This window comes from Massilia cavernae, from assembly GCF_003590855.1.
In the GTDB taxonomy this organism is placed as follows: Bacteria; Pseudomonadota; Gammaproteobacteria; order Burkholderiales; family Burkholderiaceae_D; genus Telluria_A; species Telluria_A cavernae.
In genome coordinates, this window is the sequence record NZ_QYUP01000081.1 from 1 (window position 1) to 16,877 (window position 16,877).

The window sequence follows — 16,877 nt, forward strand, 5'->3', positions numbered from 1 at the left end:
GATTGAACATCTAATCCTGCGCGAAGTTCTGGATCAAGAACAGGTTGCCACAAGTATTCGAGGACGGGCACTTCAGTTCTATGAAGATCATGAGGATTTACTTGGCTGGAGTTCTAGATACTGGGACCAACGAGCCTTGCTGGAATATCGGCAAGAAGGAAATTTCCCTAAGGCATATTCTTATTCTCAAAAGGCACTTTCCTTGGAAAGGCATGCATTTGCATACACTAGTTTAGGGACAATCTGCATGCGTCATTGTGTTCGACTTGTTGAAAAGAATCACGCTGAAGCAATGAAATTCTTTCATGAAGGAGAAGAGGCATTGACACAAGCATTTGAATTGAATGCGGGCGGAGAAAAACTGCACGAACATCCGTTCATCACTTTCTTTGCATCGGCAGCTCAAATGCTTCGCAAGCTGTCCCCAGTTGAGCCAGAATTTGAGGCGGTGTTAGAACTCCACAAAATTTGGATTCAGCGGGCAGACGAGTCGCCGGCATTCTCCACCTACTTCCAAAAGAAGCGCCTGAGAGACATCAAGGCTACTCAGCTAAAAGAGCAACTTCGGATGCAACGGAACCGCGCTGGCTCGTGAATAGAAGTAAGACGTATGTGCAGAGGATGAGTTCGCGTCCGTCACGCTACAGGAAGTCGCGTGACAGACGCTGAGCAAACCACGCTGTTCAGGGCGCTTGCCCCGGACGGTAGGGCGGGGACGGCCAATTCTGTTTGAGCCATTCATGAGTTGAATTAGGTGGGGTCGAGATGCCATTGGCATAGACTTGGGCTACGAAACGTGCGTAGCCCGAGCGAGCGGGGACGCACGCAGGCGGATGCGGCTGCGCCTTATCCGCCCTGCTTCCTTAAGTCGTCAGATGGCCGTCAGGCCTCCATCGACAGCCAGCTGGTGGCCGGTGACAAACGATGCATGCTCCGAGCACAGCCACATCGCCGCCTCGGCGATTTCCGCGGCCTGCCCGATGCGGCCGATCGGGCTGGTTTCGAGCATCCTCTCTTCGCGCCCCGGCTCGCGCTTGAACGAACGCGCCAGCATCGGCGTATCCACCAGCCCCGGGCAGACGCTGTTGATGCGGATGCCCTGGCGACCGTATTCCAGCGCCGCGGTCTTGGTCATGCCCACCACCGCGTGCTTGCTGGCGGCGTAGATCGCGCGCATCGGCGCACCGGCCAGCCCCGCCACCGACGCGGTGTTGACGATCGCGCCGCCGCCCTGCTTGAGCATCTGGCGGATCTCGTACTTCATGCACAGCCAGGCGCCCTTGACGTTGACCGCCATGATCTTGTCGTACAGGGCTTCGTCGGCCTCGGCCAGCGGCTGGTGCTCGTCCTCGACGCCGGCGTTGTTGAAGGCGCAGTCGAGCTTGCCGTAGTAGGACACCGTCTTGTCGATCAGCGCCTCCACCTCGTTTTCGCGCGTGACGTTGCATTGCACGAACAGGGCCTTGCCGCCGGCCTCGACGATCATCGCAGCAGTCGCATGGCCGCCGTCGACCGAGGTGTCGGCAACGACGACGCAGGCGCCCGCGCGGCCGAAGGCCAGTGCGGCCGCCCTGCCGATGCCGCCGGCCGCGCCTGTGACCAGCACCACCTTGCCCGCAAACGAAATGCCCCCAATCCTGCTGCTGCCGTTCATGCTTACTCCTGGTTACCTTGGACGTGACGCAATAGTGCAATAAGGCAACATAATAGCCCCTACTGGCCAAAGCTTCAATGCCTCGTTTGTAATTGTGGGGCTGCTGCTACCGGGTTTCGCCGGGAAGCGGCAGGAAGCAGGCGTCGACTACCTGCAGGTCGTTGTCCTTGGCGAAATTGACGACAAAGTGGTAGGCCAGGGCGTCGAGTTTCTTGAGGTCGTTGTTGACCACCACGGACTTGACGCCGTTCAGCATGGTCGGACGCACGTAGGGGGAATACTTCAGGTGGGCATGGCGGCCGCCGGAACCTTCCGGCTGGAAGCAGGACATGACCCCGCACAGCCGCTCCGCCCAGTCGCTGGGACGGAACTGCCTGCCATCGCTGGTCAGGCCGAGAATGAAGAACTCGTCAGCAAGTTCTTTCCTGGTTTGCGGTAACTCGGCCATAGGGATGCTTGGACATGAGTGCTGCGTGGATGATCCCCGGCGCTCGTCAGCCGGGTCTGGAACCGAACGGCAGTATTATATCTTATAGAAGAGTGGCTGCCGAGATTTACGTCACCAAAGGGGCGCGCAGCCCCCCATCCGTCCGGGTCAGCCCAGCCAGGCCGCGCTGGAGGCCAGCAACAGCAGCAGCATCCATAATAACAGGGCGCGCCAGACCAGCCCCACCGTGCTTTGTAGCGCGCGCAGGCCAGGCTCTTCGCCCGGCAGGATCTCGTCCTCGGCGTCCAGCACGTCCACCGTGGTGGCGTCCAGCGGCAGCGGCTTGGATGCGTTCTCGTTCGGCGTGCCGAGGCGCACACCCATCGCGCCGCCGCCGGCCGACAGGATAATGCCCAGCGCTTCATCGGCCCAGCGGTGGGCGAAGTTGCGCCACGCGTAGATCGCGTCCTCGAAGTTGCCGACCACGGCAAACGCGATCGCGGTCAGGCGCACCGGCGCCCAGTCGATCCAGTAGAAGGCCTTGGTGGCGAACTGTCCGAAGGCTTCGTTGCGCATGTGCTCGGGCTCGTTCCAGGCGCGCGCCAGGTATTCCGACACGCGGTACATCACCGCGCCGGCGGGACCGAGCGGCATCAGGAACCAGAAGAACACGCCGAACACGTTGCGGTGGGTGGTCACCAGCGCCTTTTCGACGGCGATGCGGACGATTTCCGACGAATCCATGCCCACCGTGTCGATGCGCGCCCATTCGGCCAGCAGTGTGCGCGCGGTGGCTTCGTCGCCCGAATTGAGGGCCAGCTGGATCGAGGTGAAATAGTGGCTGTAGTGACGGAAGCCCAGCGTCAGGTAGACGATCAGCACGTTCCAGGCAAAGGCGGCGAAGATCAGGTCGTAGCGCATCAGGGCCCAGTAAATGACCGCCGTCGGCACCATCAGCGCGGCCATCATCAGGAACCAGCCCAGGCGGCCATGGCTGGCGTCGCCCGCATTGAACCAGCGCTCGACGCGCATGGCGAAGCTCTTGATCTCCGCATAGATCATGTTATCTGCGCGTAAAGGCTTCAGTTGCTCGATGAGCAGGGCGCACAGAATGGAAAGAAATGTCATCAAACGTCCTTTTTGTGATGAAGCAATACAACAATGCCCGCTACGATAGCGCAGAGCAGTGCCGGAATCAAACTTATTGCTTTCTTAAGCGCGCAGCAGATGGAAGAGATTGCGCAACATGCCGGCAGTGGCGCCCCAGATGAAGTGGCGGCCATACGCCATCGCGTAGAAGTGGCGCCGCCCCGCGCCCTCCGGCAGTTCGACCGACAGGCGCTGGTGGTTCATGCCATCCATCAGGAAGGGCAGCGGCACTTCGAACACGTCGGCCACCTCGTTGGGATCGGGCGCCAGCTCGAACGGCGGCGTCACCAGGCCCACCACCGGCGTCACGCGGTAGCCGCTGCCGGTGACGTAATCGGGCAGCGCGCCAAGGATGTCGATGTGGCTGCGTCCGAGGCCGATTTCCTCCTCGGTTTCGCGCAGGGCGGTGTCGATTGCCGATGCGTCGCCCTCTTCCGCGCGGCCGCCGGGAAAGCTGATCTGGCCCGCATGCGAGCTGAGGTGGTCGGTACGCTGGGTCAGCAGCAGGCTCAGGCCTTCGGGGCGCTGCACCAGCGGGATCAGCACCGAAGCGGCGGTGATCTTCGGCCGTGCCAGCCAGGCCATTTCGGATGCTTCCGGTTCCCAGGTGGGCGGATTGGCGAAGCGTTGGCGCAGCCATTCGGCGACCATGCGTTCATGGCCAAGCGCGGACTCGCCGGCAATGGCGTCGACCGGTAGGGATTGAGGATCAAACAAGGGTTTGGCAGCAGACATTTCAGAGACTATAAATCGGCATAGGGGGCAGCTAATGATAGCTGCTCCCCTGCCACACCACCCGGCATGCGGGTCCGCACCGGGCGATTCGAGTAGTTGAGGTCAAGACAGGCGGGGTACGCCCAGTCGATCGAAGTACGCAATAGTGAGTACGCTGTTAAGCAGTTTATCGCTATTGCGCCACCAGCGACGGCTGTTGGCCGCCACTCGCTTTGCCACCGACGGCGCAGCTCCCAATTTGAGCAGTTCCCGATACATGGTGGTTCCGCGTTTCCAGTGCTTTAGCTGGATAGCCCGCAGCCTGTGACGCAGCCATTCATCGAGTTTGCGCCATACGTTAGGGGTTTGCGCCAACTGGAAGTATCCCTTCCATCCCAGCATATAAGAACGCAGTCGTGTCACTACGTCCGGCATGCTGCGCCCGCCAGAACGGCAGGTCAGCTCCCGGATGCGTTGCTTAAACGTTTTCAGAGGCTTCTCAGCCACCTTGCGTTTGACTTCACCCCCACGCGCCACCCACAGACTGTAACCGAGGAACTTGCGGCCAAAGACGCTAGCCACCGCGCTTTTGCTTTCGTTGACCATGAGGTGCAACTTGGCATAACAGCGCCGCAGTAGCGCCATCACCCGCTGGCCCGCCCGCACGCTGCGCACATACACGTTCGCATCGTCGGCGTAGCGCGCAAAGCGATGGCCGCGCCATTCCAGTTCCTTGTCCACCTCGTCGAGCATCACGTTGGCCAGTAACGGACTGAGAGGCCCACCTTGCGGCGTTCCCTCATCGCGCGACTGCACCATGCCGTTGTCCATGATGCCGCTGTTCAGATATGCACGAGTTAGCCGGATTATCCCAGCGTCATCGATGCGTTTCCGCAGGCGGTCAATCAGGATGTCATGGTTGACCCGGTCAAAGAATTTCGACAGGTCGACATCGACCACGACTCTCCACCCTGACTGAACGTACGACTGAGCGGCTAACACCGCATCCTGTGCACGCCTGCCCGGACGAAAGCCGTAGCTATGCTCACTAAAGGTGGGATCAAGTATCGGTTGCAGCGCCTGTAGCAGTGCTTGCTGGATCAGGCGATCCGTCACCGTCGGAATGCCAAGCTCGCGCTCGCCACCGTCGGGCTTCGAGATCGTCACCCGACGCACCGGACTGGGCCGGTACGTCCCTGCCAGCAGTTGCTCTCGTATATGCGGCCATGCGGTTGCCAGATGACGCGATGTCTGGTTGATATCCAGCCCATCCACGCCAGCAGCTCCCTTGTTGGCACGCACACGCTTGAACGCCCGCCGCAGGTTCTCTGTCGTCAGCGCCGCTTGCAGCAGCACTGACCCCGTGTCTCCGGTTGCATGTCGCGGGCAGAACGCTTCGTCGCTGAAAGCATCGGGCATGGCTTCACCTTGCCCTACGGCTTCCCGCCCCGCGTTAGCAAGCATCTGACGCTGTGCTTTCTGCATCGACATATCGGATTCACTCCTACTCGTTCAGTCCTTCGTCGGCGGAGTCGAGCCTTCCCGGCGCTACCACCAACTACTATGACCTCTGCTGAGACCCCGCTCCGGTTTTCACCGTCGCCCTTTCAGGCACAAGGCGGGGCGTCCCCAGGTAAGGGCCGCACTCCTTCATCACACAACCGCCGCATTTACGCCACCGATCCTTGACCACAAGAGCTTCGCGGTTTCATGCCCGCTCGCCCTGATCGGTAACGCCTTCTATGCGATTCTTGTCCATCGGCTCATGATTTATGCTCCACGCTTCCTTCCCACACTCAGTTACCCTCATGCAGTTGCGCTTCACTTCGCTCACTGTGGTCAGCTCGCGGCGGGACTTTCACCCACAGGAGTGCGCCCATGCTGGGCGCACATGAAAAAAAGGCATCCTGCGAAGGATGCCTTTCTTAACGAACAGCCGCTCAGTATTACTTGGCAGCAGCCGCGGATGCGCGACGGTTTGGCAGTTTTTCTTTGATACGTGCCGACTTGCCCGAACGCTCACGGAGGTAGTACAGCTTGGCGCGGCGTACATCGCCACGACGCTTGACTTCGATCGACGCGATCAGCGGCGAGTACAGCTGGAAAGTACGCTCGACGCCTTCGCCGGACGAGATCTTGCGAACGATGAAGTTCGAGTTCAGGCCACGATTACGACGGGAGATCACAACGCCTTCGTATGCCTGGGCGCGCTTGCGGGTGCCTTCGACTACGTTGACATTGACGATGACGGTATCGCCAGGTGCGAAATCAGGAATATTCTTGCCGATGCGGGCAATTTCTTCTTGCTCAAGTTGTTGAATCAGGTTCATTTTTATAACTCCAATAACCATCGTGCTGGCGCTTTCGCCGGAACGGCACTAATGTCTTTCGACACTTCTGTTCCGGTGTGCCCAGTAGAGGATGGGGTTAGACGACAGGCGACATGCCCGCGTCAGGTACTACGACAGGTTTTTTTAAACCTGACAAAAACTTTTCATCGGCTTTGCTCAGCAGGCCGGCGCTACGCGCCTGGTCCAGCAAGTCTGGCCGCTTGTTCAGGGTGACTTCAAGCATGCGCTCGCGCCGCCATTTGGTAATCTCTGCGTGGTTGCCGCCCATCAGCACCGGCGGCACTTCCATGCCCTCGTACGATTCCGGACGGGTGTAATGCGGCGAATCGAGCAGGCCGTTGACAAAGCTGTCCTCGACCGCCGAAGCATCGTCGCCCAGCACGCCGGGCAATTGCCGCACCACGGCATCCATCAGCACCATCGCCGGCAGTTCGCCGCCCGACAGCACGAAATCGCCGAGGCTGATTTCCTCGTCCACGCAGCGGTCCAGCAGGCGCTGGTCGACCCCTTCATAGCGGCCGCACAGCAATACCAGTCCCGGTTCGTCCTTCAGCTGCATGACCTTTTCATGGGTCAGGCGCTTGCCTTGCGGCGAAAGGAACACCACGCGCGGGGCCGGCAATCCAAGCTCGACCTGCCGCTGCTTTGCCGCCTTGATTGCCGCTTCCAGGGGTTTGGCCAGCATCACCATGCCGGGGCCGCCGCCATACGGGCGGTCATCCACGGTGCGGTGCCTGTCGGTGGTGAAATCGCGCGGATTCCAGAGCGTCAGGCCCCAGCGCTGCTGCTCGTGTCCGCGCCGGGTCACACCCGACTGCGTCAACGCGGCAAACATCTCGGGAAACAAGCTCACGACGTCAAATTGCATCGGGCTCTCGCTTCGACCAGGCCCTAATAATCCAGGCCCCAGTCAACAGTAATTTTCCTGGACTTCAACTCGACGGTCTTGACGAACTGGTCCACAAACGGGATCAGGCGCTCAGGCGCCTTGGTGTCGCTGCCGGCTTCAACAACCGGGGCGATGCGCAAGATCGATTGCGCGCCGTTGTGCATCAGGTCGGTCACCGTGCCGAGGGCTTCGCCCTGCAGGTTCACGACGTCAAGGCCGATCAGGTCGGACCAGTAGTATTCATCGGCCGGCAGTTCGGGGAATTCGGCACGCGATACCGAGACAGCGGCGCCCTTCAGCGCCTCCGCGGCATCCCGCCCGATGGTTCCAACCAACTGGGCCACGACGTCGCCGCCGTGCATTTTCGCGGTCCGTACCGAAACGGAGCGCAGGCCGGGTTTATCCAGCCACCAGGTTTTCACGTTCAGCAGGGCATCCGCTTCGGGCGAAAACGGTGTGACCCGTATCGAACCCGTGACGCCGAAGGCGCCTGAAACGTACCCGACTTGCGTCAGGTCGTTGGGGATTTGCACCCCGGATGCCGCTGGACCGCTCAAAACTGGATATAACTTAGGCTGCTGGCTGGCTTGCGACCAGGCGAGCTACGGTTGGCGACAGTTGTGCGCCAACGCCTTGCCAGTAAGCCAGGCGGTCTGCGGTGATGCGCAGGCCAACTTCCTGACCCGATGCCATCGGGTTGTAGAAACCGATGCGCTCGATGAAGCGGCCATCGCGGCGATTACGCGAGTCCGTAGCAACGATGTTGAAGAACGGGCGCTTTTTTGCGCCTCCACGAGCTAAACGAATAACGACCATAATAATTCCAAAAAGTTGTGCTGGGCGGAAAAAGCCGACAATTATAGCGCGCAATGCCGCACAGCAGCAAGCGTTAATGACAACAGGCGCGCAGTTCGGGCCAATTGAGCATTATCCTCGATTTTGGTCGATGCCGCTACCTGCTGTGTGGGTCGGGAAGGATTCAACGACGGATCAAGCTCTCGGCAGATTCCAAAAGTGAATGCAAGGGCCGCGAATATGACCGATACTTCCACCTTTCCCGATTTCAAGATTGCACGAGATGAACAAGCCGCACAAAAACAAGACCATCGCCACCTTCCTCGCGATGCTGCTGGGCGGGTTCGGCGTCCACCGCTTCTACCTGCGCGGCAGCCTCGACCGCCTCGGCCTGCTGCACCTGACCAGCGTGCCGATCGCCGGCATGGTCTACGGGCTGGCGCCGGAAGCGGACTGGTTCTTCAAGGCGCTGCCGATCGTCACCTCCTACTGCGTCGGCTTCATCGAGGCGCTGGTCATCGGCCTGACGCCGGACGAAAAGTTCGACGCAAAATTCAACGCCGGCTCCGGACAGACCTCGTCGTCCAGCTGGATCCTGGCCGTGCTGCTGGTCGCCACGATGATGTTCGGCGCCGTCACCCTGATCGGCACCATCGCCCGCGTATTCGACCTGCTCTACACAGGCGGCGCATACGGATAACCCCTTTGGAACGCCAAGGAGCATCCGCTTGCAAGCGGATACCGTTCCGCAGGCGAATCGCAATGCGATTCGAAACCCCTGCTACACCCTACGGATAACACCCAACGACTGATTAGTGGCGCGGCTTCCGGAAGTCGTCGCGCAGGCGCTCGGCGCGCTGCTCTTCGCTCACCATCCGGCGCGCTGACAGGCCCGACGTAGCCGATCCTGCAGTCAGCACAAGATTGCCATCCCAGCTGACGCCTGGCCTCATCATGATCGGCGCCGGCAGTGCATCCACCGCCGACGGGTCGATCCACGGCGCGATCCGCTGCAGCACCAGCTTGATGCGCGGCTTGACCGCGGGATCCGCTATCCTGCCGCGCTGTCCCCACGCCACCAGCACCTGGCTGGCCGGCATACCCTCGCTAAACAGGTTGGTGAAGCCGATGTCGTATTGGATGTTGTGGCGGTAGCTCATCATGAACTCCTCGAACAGCATGGCCAGGTCTTCGCGCGAATTGTTGGCGCCGGTGACCGAATACGCATAGTCGTCGGACGCCCGGTCCGAGCCGAAGAAGCGCCCCACGTCGGCCGCGGTGTAGCGCTTCTGCTCCTCGGTGGGGGTGGTCCCCTGGAACAGCACCTGCCCCAGCCCGAACATCTCGGCCGAGGTCAGTGGATACTGGTTGGCCAGCACATCCGACGACAGCGTCGCGGCGCCGATACGGGGCGACACGTTGGCCCAGATCGACAGCGACGGATTCAGCGCGCGTTGCGATGGCCCGAAGAAGTCGGAAGAGTGCCCCAGTTCGTGGTACAGCAGGCGGCCCAGCACCATCACCAGTTCGTCCACCGAACGCGTCATCCTTTCGGTCGACGGGAAGGTGCGGCGCGCGTAGTCGTTGTTTTTCACCTGGCGCCCGAAGGTGCTGTAGTTCAGCGCATCGTCGAAGGCGAGGCGGTAGTCCGGCACTTCTGTCACCACGTCGCGCTGCTCCGCGTTCAACCACAGGTTGTTGGCGTCGAGGTAGATGGCGCCGGTGGCCGCCATGTAGAAGCTCGGGCGCACGTGCGACCCCAGCACGATGGCGGTGGTACCCGCCAGCAGGCGGCGGAAGTCGCCGTGCGGGTCCTGGGTGCGCAGGAAGTGCTCGAAATTCGCGCCCAGGAAGTCGTGCGACACCAGCACCCGGCCCATCACCTGCTCCACCGTCGGCACGGCGCCCGCGCCGGCCTCTTCCTGCAGCAGCGGGAGCACTTGAGCCTTGCAGAAGTTGTTGCGGGCGTTGTCCAGGTAGTACAGTGCGATGTCGTAGGTGCAGCCGCGCAGCACGGCGGCATGGCGCGACGCCGCCACGTAAGGATGGACACGCGCCGTCATGTCGAACAGCGAACCCTCGGCCGGCACCTGGCGTTCGATGGCGACGAACACGTCGTCCGCGTCCTGGCGACCGGCGCTGGTGGTCATCGTTGCGCGGAACTTCAGCACGGTGTCGGCGGCGACGGCGGGCGCGTTGAACATCAGCAGCCGCTGGTCGTCGGTGTTCACCTTGACCGTCGGGCCGGACAGCTGGGTCCAGACGATGCTGGACACAGTCTCGCCGCTGGCCAGGGTCGGCCACGCGCGCAGCGAGGTGTCGGTACCGGGGCGTACCGAATGATCGGCGCGTACGGTCACGAAACTGGTTGCCGGGCGCGCGGTGACGGTGACCTCGGTGGTCAGCGATTCGGCGGTGCCGCCGGCCAGGCGCACGTCGGCGCGCAAGCGCACCACGCCGGTTTCCTGTGGCTCGAAAGTGACAGTCGGGCTGTGCGCAGACAGCAGCGTGACGGCCGGGCCGCTCACCTGCGACCAGCTGACCTCGCCCATGGTGCGGTTGGCGCAGGCCAGCACGCTGGCGCCTGCGGCCTTGCCGGCGCCGATGGTGGAATCGGCAACCATTTGTACCGCGCAGGTCGGCCCCGGTGTGGGAACCGGCTCGGGCGCCGGCACCGGTGCGGTGACGATGGGCGCCGAGCCGCCGCCGCCTCCTCCGCCACAGGCCGCGAGCAGCGCGGCAAGAAGTACAGCTGGCACAACGCGGGCTGCATTGGCGCTAATAGTAGGAATGAAACGAAGCAAGGCGCAATCCAGTTCAGGCAAAAGCCAGCTACCGCTGGGGTCGCCGCCGATTATAAACGCGAATATTCTTCGCGTGCTCGAATGGATGTACAGCCAATATTGCTACGGATCATTGGGATGAGAGTTTGACTTTGGAAACCGGCAACGGTCAAATACTGCCGCTCCAGGAACGGAAGGGGCGCCAACGAACGTCGGCGCCCTTTTTACTTAGAACTGCCCGACATCCAGCGCCATCACGCCCGCGCTGCCATCCACAATCGCCGTGCGCAGCGAACCTGCCTGCGACAGGACATGGTCGGCAAAGAAGCGCGCCGTGGCGATCTTGGCCTTGTAGAACTGCGCATCGCCCTCGCCCGCATCCAGCTTGCGCTGCGCAACCAGCGCCGCGCGCGCCATCTGCCAGCCGCCCAGCACGATGCCGGCCAGGCGCAGGTACAGCACGCTGCCCGAAAACACCGCCTTGATGTCGCCCTTGATGTTGGCGACCACGAAGTCCACCACCGCCTCCAGCGCCGCGCTGCCCTGTTCCAGCTCGCGGCGGATCGCCGCGAAGTCCGCATTGTCCACGCCCGCCAGTTCGGCTTCGGTGGCGCGCACCTGAGCGACCAGGCTCTTCGCCACGGCGCCGCCGTCGCGCACCGTCTTGCGGCCGACCAGGTCGTTCGCCTGGATCGCGGTGGTGCCTTCATAGATCGACAGGATCTTCGCGTCGCGGTAGTGCTGCGCCGCGCCGGTTTCTTCGATGAAGCCCATGCCGCCATGTACCTGTACGCCGTCGCGGGTGACAGTCTCCGACATTTCGGTCGACCAGCCCTTGATGACCGGCACCAGGTACTCGTACAGCGCCAGGTTGGCTGCGCGCGCATCCGCGTCGGGGTGCGAGTGCGCCATGTCGCCGACGCCGGCGCCCACATAGGCCAGCGCACGCGCCGCCTCGACCTGCGAACGCATCGACATCAGCATGCGGCGCACGTCAGGGTGGTTGATGATGGCCACCGGGCCCGGCGAGCCGGCCAGGTCGCGCGACTGCACGCGGTCCTTGGCGAAGGCCGCGGCCTGCTGGTACGCGCGATCGGCCACGGCGATGCCCTGCATGCCGACCGCGAAGCGCGCGGCGTTCATCATGATGAACATGTATTCGAGGCCGCGGTTCTCTTCGCCCACCAGCGTGCCGATCGCGCCGCCGTGGTCGCCGAACTGCAGCACCGCGGTCGGACTGGCCTTGATGCCCAGCTTGTGTTCGATCGAGACGCAGTGCGCGTCGTTGCGCGCGCCCAGCGTACCGTCGGCGTTGACCAGAAATTTCGGGACGATGAACAGCGAGATCCCCTTCACGCCCGGAGGCGCGTCCGGCGTGCGCGCCAGGACCAGGTGGATGATGTTCTCGGCCATGTCGTGTTCGCCGTAGGTGATAAAGATCTTGGTGCCGAACACCTTGTAGGTACCGTCGCCCTGCGGCTCGGCGCGGGTGCGCACGGCTGCCAGGTCGGAACCCGCCTGCGGCTCGGTCAGGTTCATGGTGCCGGTCCACTTGCCCGTGATGAGCGGCTCGAGGTAGGTGGCTTTCTGTTCGCTTGATCCCGCGGTCAGCAGCGCTTCGATCGCGCCGTCGGTCAGCAGCGGGCACAGTGCGAACGACAGGCTGGCCGCGTGCAGCATTTCGATGCATGGGGCGGCCACCAGTTTCGGCAGGCCCTGGCCTCCGAATTCGGTCGGGTGCTGGATGCCCTGCCAGCCGGCTTCGCCGAAGCCCTTGAAGGCTTCCTTGAAACCCTTGGAGGTGGTTACGTGGCCGCCGTGCCAGAAGCTCGGCTCCTTGTCGCTCGGGTGGTTCAACGGAGCGATGACGCCGCCGCAGAACTTCGCGCTTTCCTCGAGCACGGCCTGGACGGTGTCGTGGGTCGCATCCTCGCAACCCGGCAGCTGGCTGATGACCGGCAGGCCGGCCAGTTCGTTCATTACGAACAGCATGTCTTTCAGGGGGGCGTTGTAACTCACCTGTATCTCCTTTTATGTGCTTTCAATGGGAACGTAGGGTGGAAAAGCGTATTCACAGTCCGCCATTCAACGTGTGAATGGCGGAATGCGCTGCGCTTTTCCACCCTACGGACCCGGGTAGATCTTTTTTTCTGAATTAGCCGAGTTCTTTGACCAGTGCGGGAACCACTTCGAACAGGTCGCCAACGATGCCGTAGTCGGCTACCGAGAAGATCGGCGCCTCGGGATCCTTGTTGATCGCGACGATGGTCTTCGAGTCCTTCATGCCGGCCAGGTGCTGGATCGCGCCGGAGATGCCGACCGCGATGTACAGCGTAGGCGCGACGATCTTGCCGGTCTGGCCAACCTGCCAGTCGTTCGGCACGAAGCCCGCATCGACTGCCGCGCGCGATGCGCCCATGGCCGCGCCGAGGCGGTCGGCCAGCGGCTCGAGCAGCTTGAAGTTGTCGCCCGATCCCATGCCGCGGCCGCCGGAGACGATGACTTTTGCAGCGGTCAGTTCAGGACGGTCCGACTTGGCCAGTTCGCGGCCGACGAAGCTCGATTTGCCCGAATCGCCGACCGGGGTCACGGTTTCAGTCGCAGCCGAACCGCCGGTGGAGGCAGCCGAATCGAAGCCGGTGGTGCGGACGGTGATGACCTTGACCTTGTCGCTCGATTGCACGATGGCGATCGCGTTACCGCGTAGATCGGGCGCTCGAAAGTATCCGGCGCATCGACCTTGGTGATTTCGGAGATCTGCGCGACGTCCAGCTTTGCAGCTACGCGCGCAGGATGTTCTTGCCGTAGGCGGTAGCCGGGGCCAGGATGTGCGAGTAGGACGACGCCAGCGCCAGCACCTGCTCCGCCACGTTTTCGGCCAGGCCGTCGGCGAAGTGCGGCGCGTCGGCGACCAGCACTTTCGATACGCCGGCGATCTGCGCGGCTTCCGCTGCGACTGCGGCGGCGTTGCTGCCGGCGACCAGGATGTGCACGTCGCCGCCGCACTGCGCTGCAGCGGTGACGGTGTGGTGGGTGCTTCCCTTCAGGGAGGCGTTGTCGTGTTCAGCAATAACTAATGCGACCATGATGATTCCTAATTTTTTGTGTGAGGACGGCAGGGCCGCGATCAGATAACTTTGGCTTCGTTGCGCAGCTTTGCCACCAGGGTCGCCACGTCAGGCACCTTGACGCCGGCCGAACGCTTGGCCGGCTCGGAAACCTTCAGCGTCTTCAGGCGCGGGGTGACGTCGACGCCCAGGTCTTCCGGCTTGACGGTGTCGAGCGGCTTCTTCTTCGCCTTCATGATGTTCGGCAGCGTCACGTAGCGCGGCTCGTTCAGGCGCAGGTCGGTGGTGATGATCGCAGGGAGGGTCAGCGCCAGCGTTTCCAGGCCGCCGTCCACTTCGCGGGTCACGGTGACCTTGCCGTCTTCCAGCACGACTTTCGATGCGAAGGTCGCCTGTGGCCAGCCCAGCAGGGCTGCCAGCATCTGGCCGGTCTGGTTCGAGTCGTCGTCGATCGCCTGCTTGCCGAGGATGATCAGCTGCGGCTGTTCCTTGTCGGCCAGCGCCTTGAGCAGCTTGGCCACGGCCAGCGGTTCCAGTTCGGCGCTGGTCTCGACCAGGATGCCGCGGTCGGCGCCGATCGCCATGCCGGTACGCAGGGTTTCCTGGCACTGGGCCACGCCGCACGATACCGCCACCACTTCCGCTACCTTGCCCGCTTCCTTGAGGCGCATCGCTTCTTCAAGCGCGATCTCGTCGAAAGGGTTCATCGACATTTTGACATTGGCGATATCGACGCCGCTGCCGTCGGATTTCACACGCACTTTGACGTTGTAGTCGACCACGCGTTTGACGGGTACCAGGACTTTCATAGGTCTGCCTTTGGGAAAATAGAAATTGGGTGTCTTGTGACTAAAGTGGCCTAGATTATATGAGAAAAAGCTCTTCAGGTCTGAATTAAAGCACGATCGTGCGATTTTTGGCTAGAGGATGTCGACTAAAACCACGCCTTCTCCCTTACAGCGCCTCGCGCGCGTCCGCTTCGGCCAACGCCCAAGTGCCTGCCAGCTTGTCACGGGCCGATTTTGCTTCGGCCTGCTTGCCCTGGCCCGCGAGCGCCTTCTCCAGCCCCTGCAACGCCCAGCCGCTCGACGGATGCACGGCGAGGCTGGCGCGGAAGGTTTGCTCCGCGTCGACGTAACGCTTCGCACGCAGCTGCATGCCGCCCAGCCGCAGGCGCGGGCCGCTGGCCAGCATCGGCGGCTCGGTGCGGTCGGCCGCGGCGGCGGCTTCGGCCGCCTGCGCCTGTAGCTTCAACGCGTCGCCGGTGCGTTGTTCCGCGAAGGCGATTTCGGCCGCCAGCTGCGCTTCCGCACTGACCGCAATGCCACGCATCATGCGGTCGAAGCGGCCTTCGCTGGCATGGCGCGCGGAGATCGCAGCTGTTTTCGGCTTCACCGCCGCAAGGGCGCCACGTGCCTCATCCAGCTTGCCGGTGCGCGCCAGCGCGATGCCGCGTCCCATCTCGTGCAACATGGCAGCCATGTCCTTGCCGCCGGCCGGCAGCGGCTCCTTCAGCAGCTCGTCCCAGCGCTGCAAGTGAAGCATGGTCAGCACCGGCACGCTGCGCATGTAGTCCGCCCACACGTTGTCGCCCTCGGCAAGGGCGGCGGTGGCGCGCGCCGATTCCAGCGCCAGGGCGCTGCGCCCTTCCATCAGCGCGCCGTACCACTGGAAATGCGTGTTGTGGTCGCGCCAGTCCATGCTGACCGTGAAGCCCTGCTTTTTCAGCTCGGCGAAGAAGGCCTCGTCGGCCGCCACCGCCTGCTGGTTGACGCGGGTGGCATCGGCGTAGCGGCCGACGTTGGCGTAGGTATGCGAGGGCATGTGCAGCAGGTGGGCCGACTTCGGCGCCAGCGCGCCCAGGCGGTCGGCGGCCGCAACCGCGCGCGAAGCCACCGGCACCGCGTCCACGGAGTGGATCATGTAGTGGTTCAGGCCCACGTGGTTCGGTTGCTTCGCCAGCGCCGCCTCCACCATGTCGGCCACTTCGCCGACGCGGCCATTGGGCTTGCCGGTTTCCTCGTCCCACCAGCCGCCCCTGGTGGCGACCAGCTCGGCCTCGGCATAGAAGCTCAGCACGTCGGGATCAAGCGGATAACGCGCAGCGATTTCGCGCATGTGGGCAGCGTAGGCGATGTCGAGCGGGTCGGCCTTTGGGCCATCACCCGGCGAGCAGATGGCGGCGTACGGCAAGGCGATCGCGCGCGCCGATTTGTGCCCGTAGCGCAGCGCCAGCGCGGAGATCAGGTCGCGGTCGCGCGCCGAGGCCCCGGCGCTGTGCCGCACCGCGTAGTCGGCGTACTTGATCGCTTCGGTCAGGTCGCCCCGGCCACTGTTGTTGATGTTCGGTCCCATCATCATGCCCACGCCCCATGCGCACATGCCGCAGCCAGGATCCTGCGCCAGCGCAGCCTTGAAGGCGCGGATCGCTTCCGGACGGTTGAAGGCGTAGGCTTGCGACATGCCCTGTTCGAACAGGCGGCGCGCCGGTCCGTTGGCCTGCGAAGGCACGAAGGTCGTGTCGCCGTATCCATCCAGCGCCGGCGCGGTCGCCTTTGTGTCCATCGTCAGGGGCAGCATGGTGCAGGCGCCCATCACGGAAAGGGAAACCAGTACCATGCCGAAGCGCGGCACGAAGTGGGGGCGAAGCTTGGAGCGCATGAAGGAACCCGTGTTTGACAAGATGGCCAGGACCGGCGGCCAGAATCCGCAATCTTGGCACAGGATTCCTTAACAATAAAGAAAGATGTTCTTTTTGGCTTGCGGCAGGCGTGCAGACATGTGGCGGGCAGGAGCGCCGCCATGCAGGACGGGTAGGGGGAAGACGCTGGGATGGTGCGGACGGGCGTCCGCACCACGGATGGATTACTTGCGGCGCATCAAAAATACGAATTCGTGGCCATTCTGGGTGTGCGATACGAGGGCGTTGCCGGTTTGCTTGGCAAAGGCCTGGAAATCGCGCACCGAGCCCGAATCGGTCGCAATGATACGCAGCACTTCACCCGTCGCCATCTCGGCGAGTGCCTTCTTTGCCTTCAGGATAGGCA

The 16,877-nt window shown here is 62.7% G+C and carries 16 protein-coding genes and 1 pseudogene; 2 read left to right on the forward strand and 15 right to left on the reverse strand.

The annotated features are described in order from the left end of the window. Nucleotides 1–595, forward strand: a 595-nt coding sequence (locus D3872_RS25625; RefSeq protein ID WP_182915728.1) for a hypothetical protein, incomplete at its 5' end; no start/stop codon positions are given. Between the two features lie 276 nt (nt 596–871). Here the strand turns inward: D3872_RS25625 and D3872_RS08150 are convergent. The 9 genes from D3872_RS08150 to rpsP all read right to left on the reverse strand — a co-directional run bounded on the left by D3872_RS08150 (nt 872) and on the right by rpsP (nt 8,000). After that, entirely contained in the window at nt 872–1,654 is a 783-nt protein-coding gene (locus D3872_RS08150; protein ID WP_119810307.1) for an SDR family oxidoreductase, read from the reverse strand. Nucleotides 1,655–1,760: 106 nt separating this feature from the next. Further along, nucleotides 1,761–2,102, reverse strand: coding sequence for a DUF3579 domain-containing protein (locus tag D3872_RS08155; RefSeq protein ID WP_119810308.1), 342 nt, complete (start codon nt 2,100–2,102; stop codon nt 1,761–1,763). A 147-nt stretch (nt 2,103–2,249) separates the two neighbouring features. Then, nucleotides 2,250–3,209, reverse strand: a complete 960-nt coding sequence (locus D3872_RS08160; RefSeq protein ID WP_119810309.1) for a CobD/CbiB family protein — start codon at nt 3,207–3,209, stop codon at nt 2,250–2,252. Between the two features lie 84 nt (nt 3,210–3,293). Then, nucleotides 3,294–3,965: a CoA pyrophosphatase gene (locus D3872_RS08165; protein ID WP_119810310.1), complete on the reverse strand. Its 672-nt coding sequence runs from the start codon at nt 3,963–3,965 to the stop codon at nt 3,294–3,296. Nucleotides 3,966–4,067: 102 nt separating this feature from the next. After that, entirely contained in the window at nt 4,068–5,435 is a 1,368-nt protein-coding gene (gene ltrA, locus D3872_RS08170; protein ID WP_119810311.1) for a group II intron reverse transcriptase/maturase, read from the reverse strand. A gap of 455 nt (nt 5,436–5,890) precedes the next feature. Further along, nucleotides 5,891–6,274: a 50S ribosomal protein L19 gene (gene rplS, locus D3872_RS08180; protein WP_119810312.1), complete on the reverse strand. Its 384-nt coding sequence runs from the start codon at nt 6,272–6,274 to the stop codon at nt 5,891–5,893. Between the two features lie 97 nt (nt 6,275–6,371). Continuing rightward, complete coding sequence (trmD, locus tag D3872_RS08185; RefSeq protein WP_119810313.1) at nt 6,372–7,163, reverse strand: tRNA (guanosine(37)-N1)-methyltransferase TrmD; 792 nt, start codon at nt 7,161–7,163, stop codon at nt 6,372–6,374. A 23-nt stretch (nt 7,164–7,186) separates the two neighbouring features. Continuing rightward, the gene (gene rimM / locus D3872_RS08190; protein WP_182915729.1) at nt 7,187–7,717 is read right to left on the reverse strand and encodes a ribosome maturation factor RimM; all 531 of its coding nucleotides are present in this window, start codon (nt 7,715–7,717) and stop codon (nt 7,187–7,189) included. 37 nt (nt 7,718–7,754) lie between these two features. After that, nucleotides 7,755–8,000, reverse strand: coding sequence for a 30S ribosomal protein S16 (gene rpsP, locus D3872_RS08195; protein ID WP_119810315.1), 246 nt, complete (start codon nt 7,998–8,000; stop codon nt 7,755–7,757). 262 nt (nt 8,001–8,262) lie between these two features. Here rpsP and D3872_RS08200 point away from each other — a divergent pair, with 262 nt between their 5' ends. Next, nucleotides 8,263–8,679 carry an NINE protein gene (locus D3872_RS08200; RefSeq protein WP_119810316.1) on the forward strand — a complete coding sequence of 139 codons (417 nt, stop codon included), beginning with the start codon at nt 8,263–8,265 and terminating at the stop codon, nt 8,677–8,679. A gap of 112 nt (nt 8,680–8,791) precedes the next feature. Here the strand turns inward: D3872_RS08200 and D3872_RS08205 are convergent, their stop codons facing one another. The 6 genes and pseudogenes from D3872_RS08205 to D3872_RS08230 form a co-directional block, all read right to left on the reverse strand. Then, nucleotides 8,792–10,738, reverse strand: coding sequence for a hypothetical protein (locus tag D3872_RS08205; protein WP_147373837.1), 1,947 nt, complete (start codon nt 10,736–10,738; stop codon nt 8,792–8,794). A 252-nt stretch (nt 10,739–10,990) separates the two neighbouring features. Then, nucleotides 10,991–12,781, reverse strand: coding sequence for an acyl-CoA dehydrogenase (locus tag D3872_RS08210; protein ID WP_119810318.1), 1,791 nt, complete (start codon nt 12,779–12,781; stop codon nt 10,991–10,993). Nucleotides 12,782–12,917: 136 nt separating this feature from the next. Next, nucleotides 12,918–13,848, reverse strand: a pseudogene (locus D3872_RS08215) (electron transfer flavoprotein subunit alpha/FixB family protein). Between the two features lie 41 nt (nt 13,849–13,889). After that, on the reverse strand, nt 13,890–14,639 hold the full coding sequence (locus D3872_RS08220; protein ID WP_119810319.1) for an electron transfer flavoprotein subunit beta/FixA family protein: 750 nt from the start codon (nt 14,637–14,639) through the stop codon (nt 13,890–13,892). Nucleotides 14,640–14,784: 145 nt separating this feature from the next. Further along, entirely contained in the window at nt 14,785–16,491 is a 1,707-nt protein-coding gene (locus D3872_RS08225; RefSeq protein ID WP_119810320.1) for a hypothetical protein, read from the reverse strand. 204 nt (nt 16,492–16,695) lie between these two features. Further along, a partial coding sequence (locus D3872_RS08230) for a sulfurtransferase TusA family protein (RefSeq protein ID WP_147373838.1) occupies nt 16,696–16,877 on the reverse strand: 182 nt, incomplete at its 5' end.

Coding starts and splice junctions, on each gene's coding strand:
- D3872_RS08150 (WP_119810307.1), bottom strand. CDS start 1,654: ATGAACGGCAGCAGCAGGATTGGGGGCATTTCGTTTGCGGGCAAGGTG.
- D3872_RS08155 (WP_119810308.1), bottom strand. CDS start 2,102: ATGGCCGAGTTACCGCAAACCAGGAAAGAACTTGCTGACGAGTTCTTC.
- D3872_RS08160 (WP_119810309.1), bottom strand. CDS start 3,209: ATGACATTTCTTTCCATTCTGTGCGCCCTGCTCATCGAGCAACTGAAG.
- D3872_RS08165 (WP_119810310.1), bottom strand. CDS start 3,965: ATGTCTGCTGCCAAACCCTTGTTTGATCCTCAATCCCTACCGGTCGAC.
- ltrA (WP_119810311.1), bottom strand. CDS start 5,435: ATGTCGATGCAGAAAGCACAGCGTCAGATGCTTGCTAACGCGGGGCGG.
- rplS (WP_119810312.1), bottom strand. CDS start 6,274: ATGAACCTGATTCAACAACTTGAGCAAGAAGAAATTGCCCGCATCGGC.
- trmD (WP_119810313.1), bottom strand. CDS start 7,163: ATGCAATTTGACGTCGTGAGCTTGTTTCCCGAGATGTTTGCCGCGTTG.
- rpsP (WP_119810315.1), bottom strand. CDS start 8,000: ATGGTCGTTATTCGTTTAGCTCGTGGAGGCGCAAAAAAGCGCCCGTTC.
- D3872_RS08200 (WP_119810316.1), top strand. CDS start 8,263: ATGAACAAGCCGCACAAAAACAAGACCATCGCCACCTTCCTCGCGATG.
- D3872_RS08220 (WP_119810319.1), bottom strand. CDS start 14,639: ATGAAAGTCCTGGTACCCGTCAAACGCGTGGTCGACTACAACGTCAAA.
- D3872_RS08225 (WP_119810320.1), bottom strand. CDS start 16,491: ATGCGCTCCAAGCTTCGCCCCCACTTCGTGCCGCGCTTCGGCATGGTA.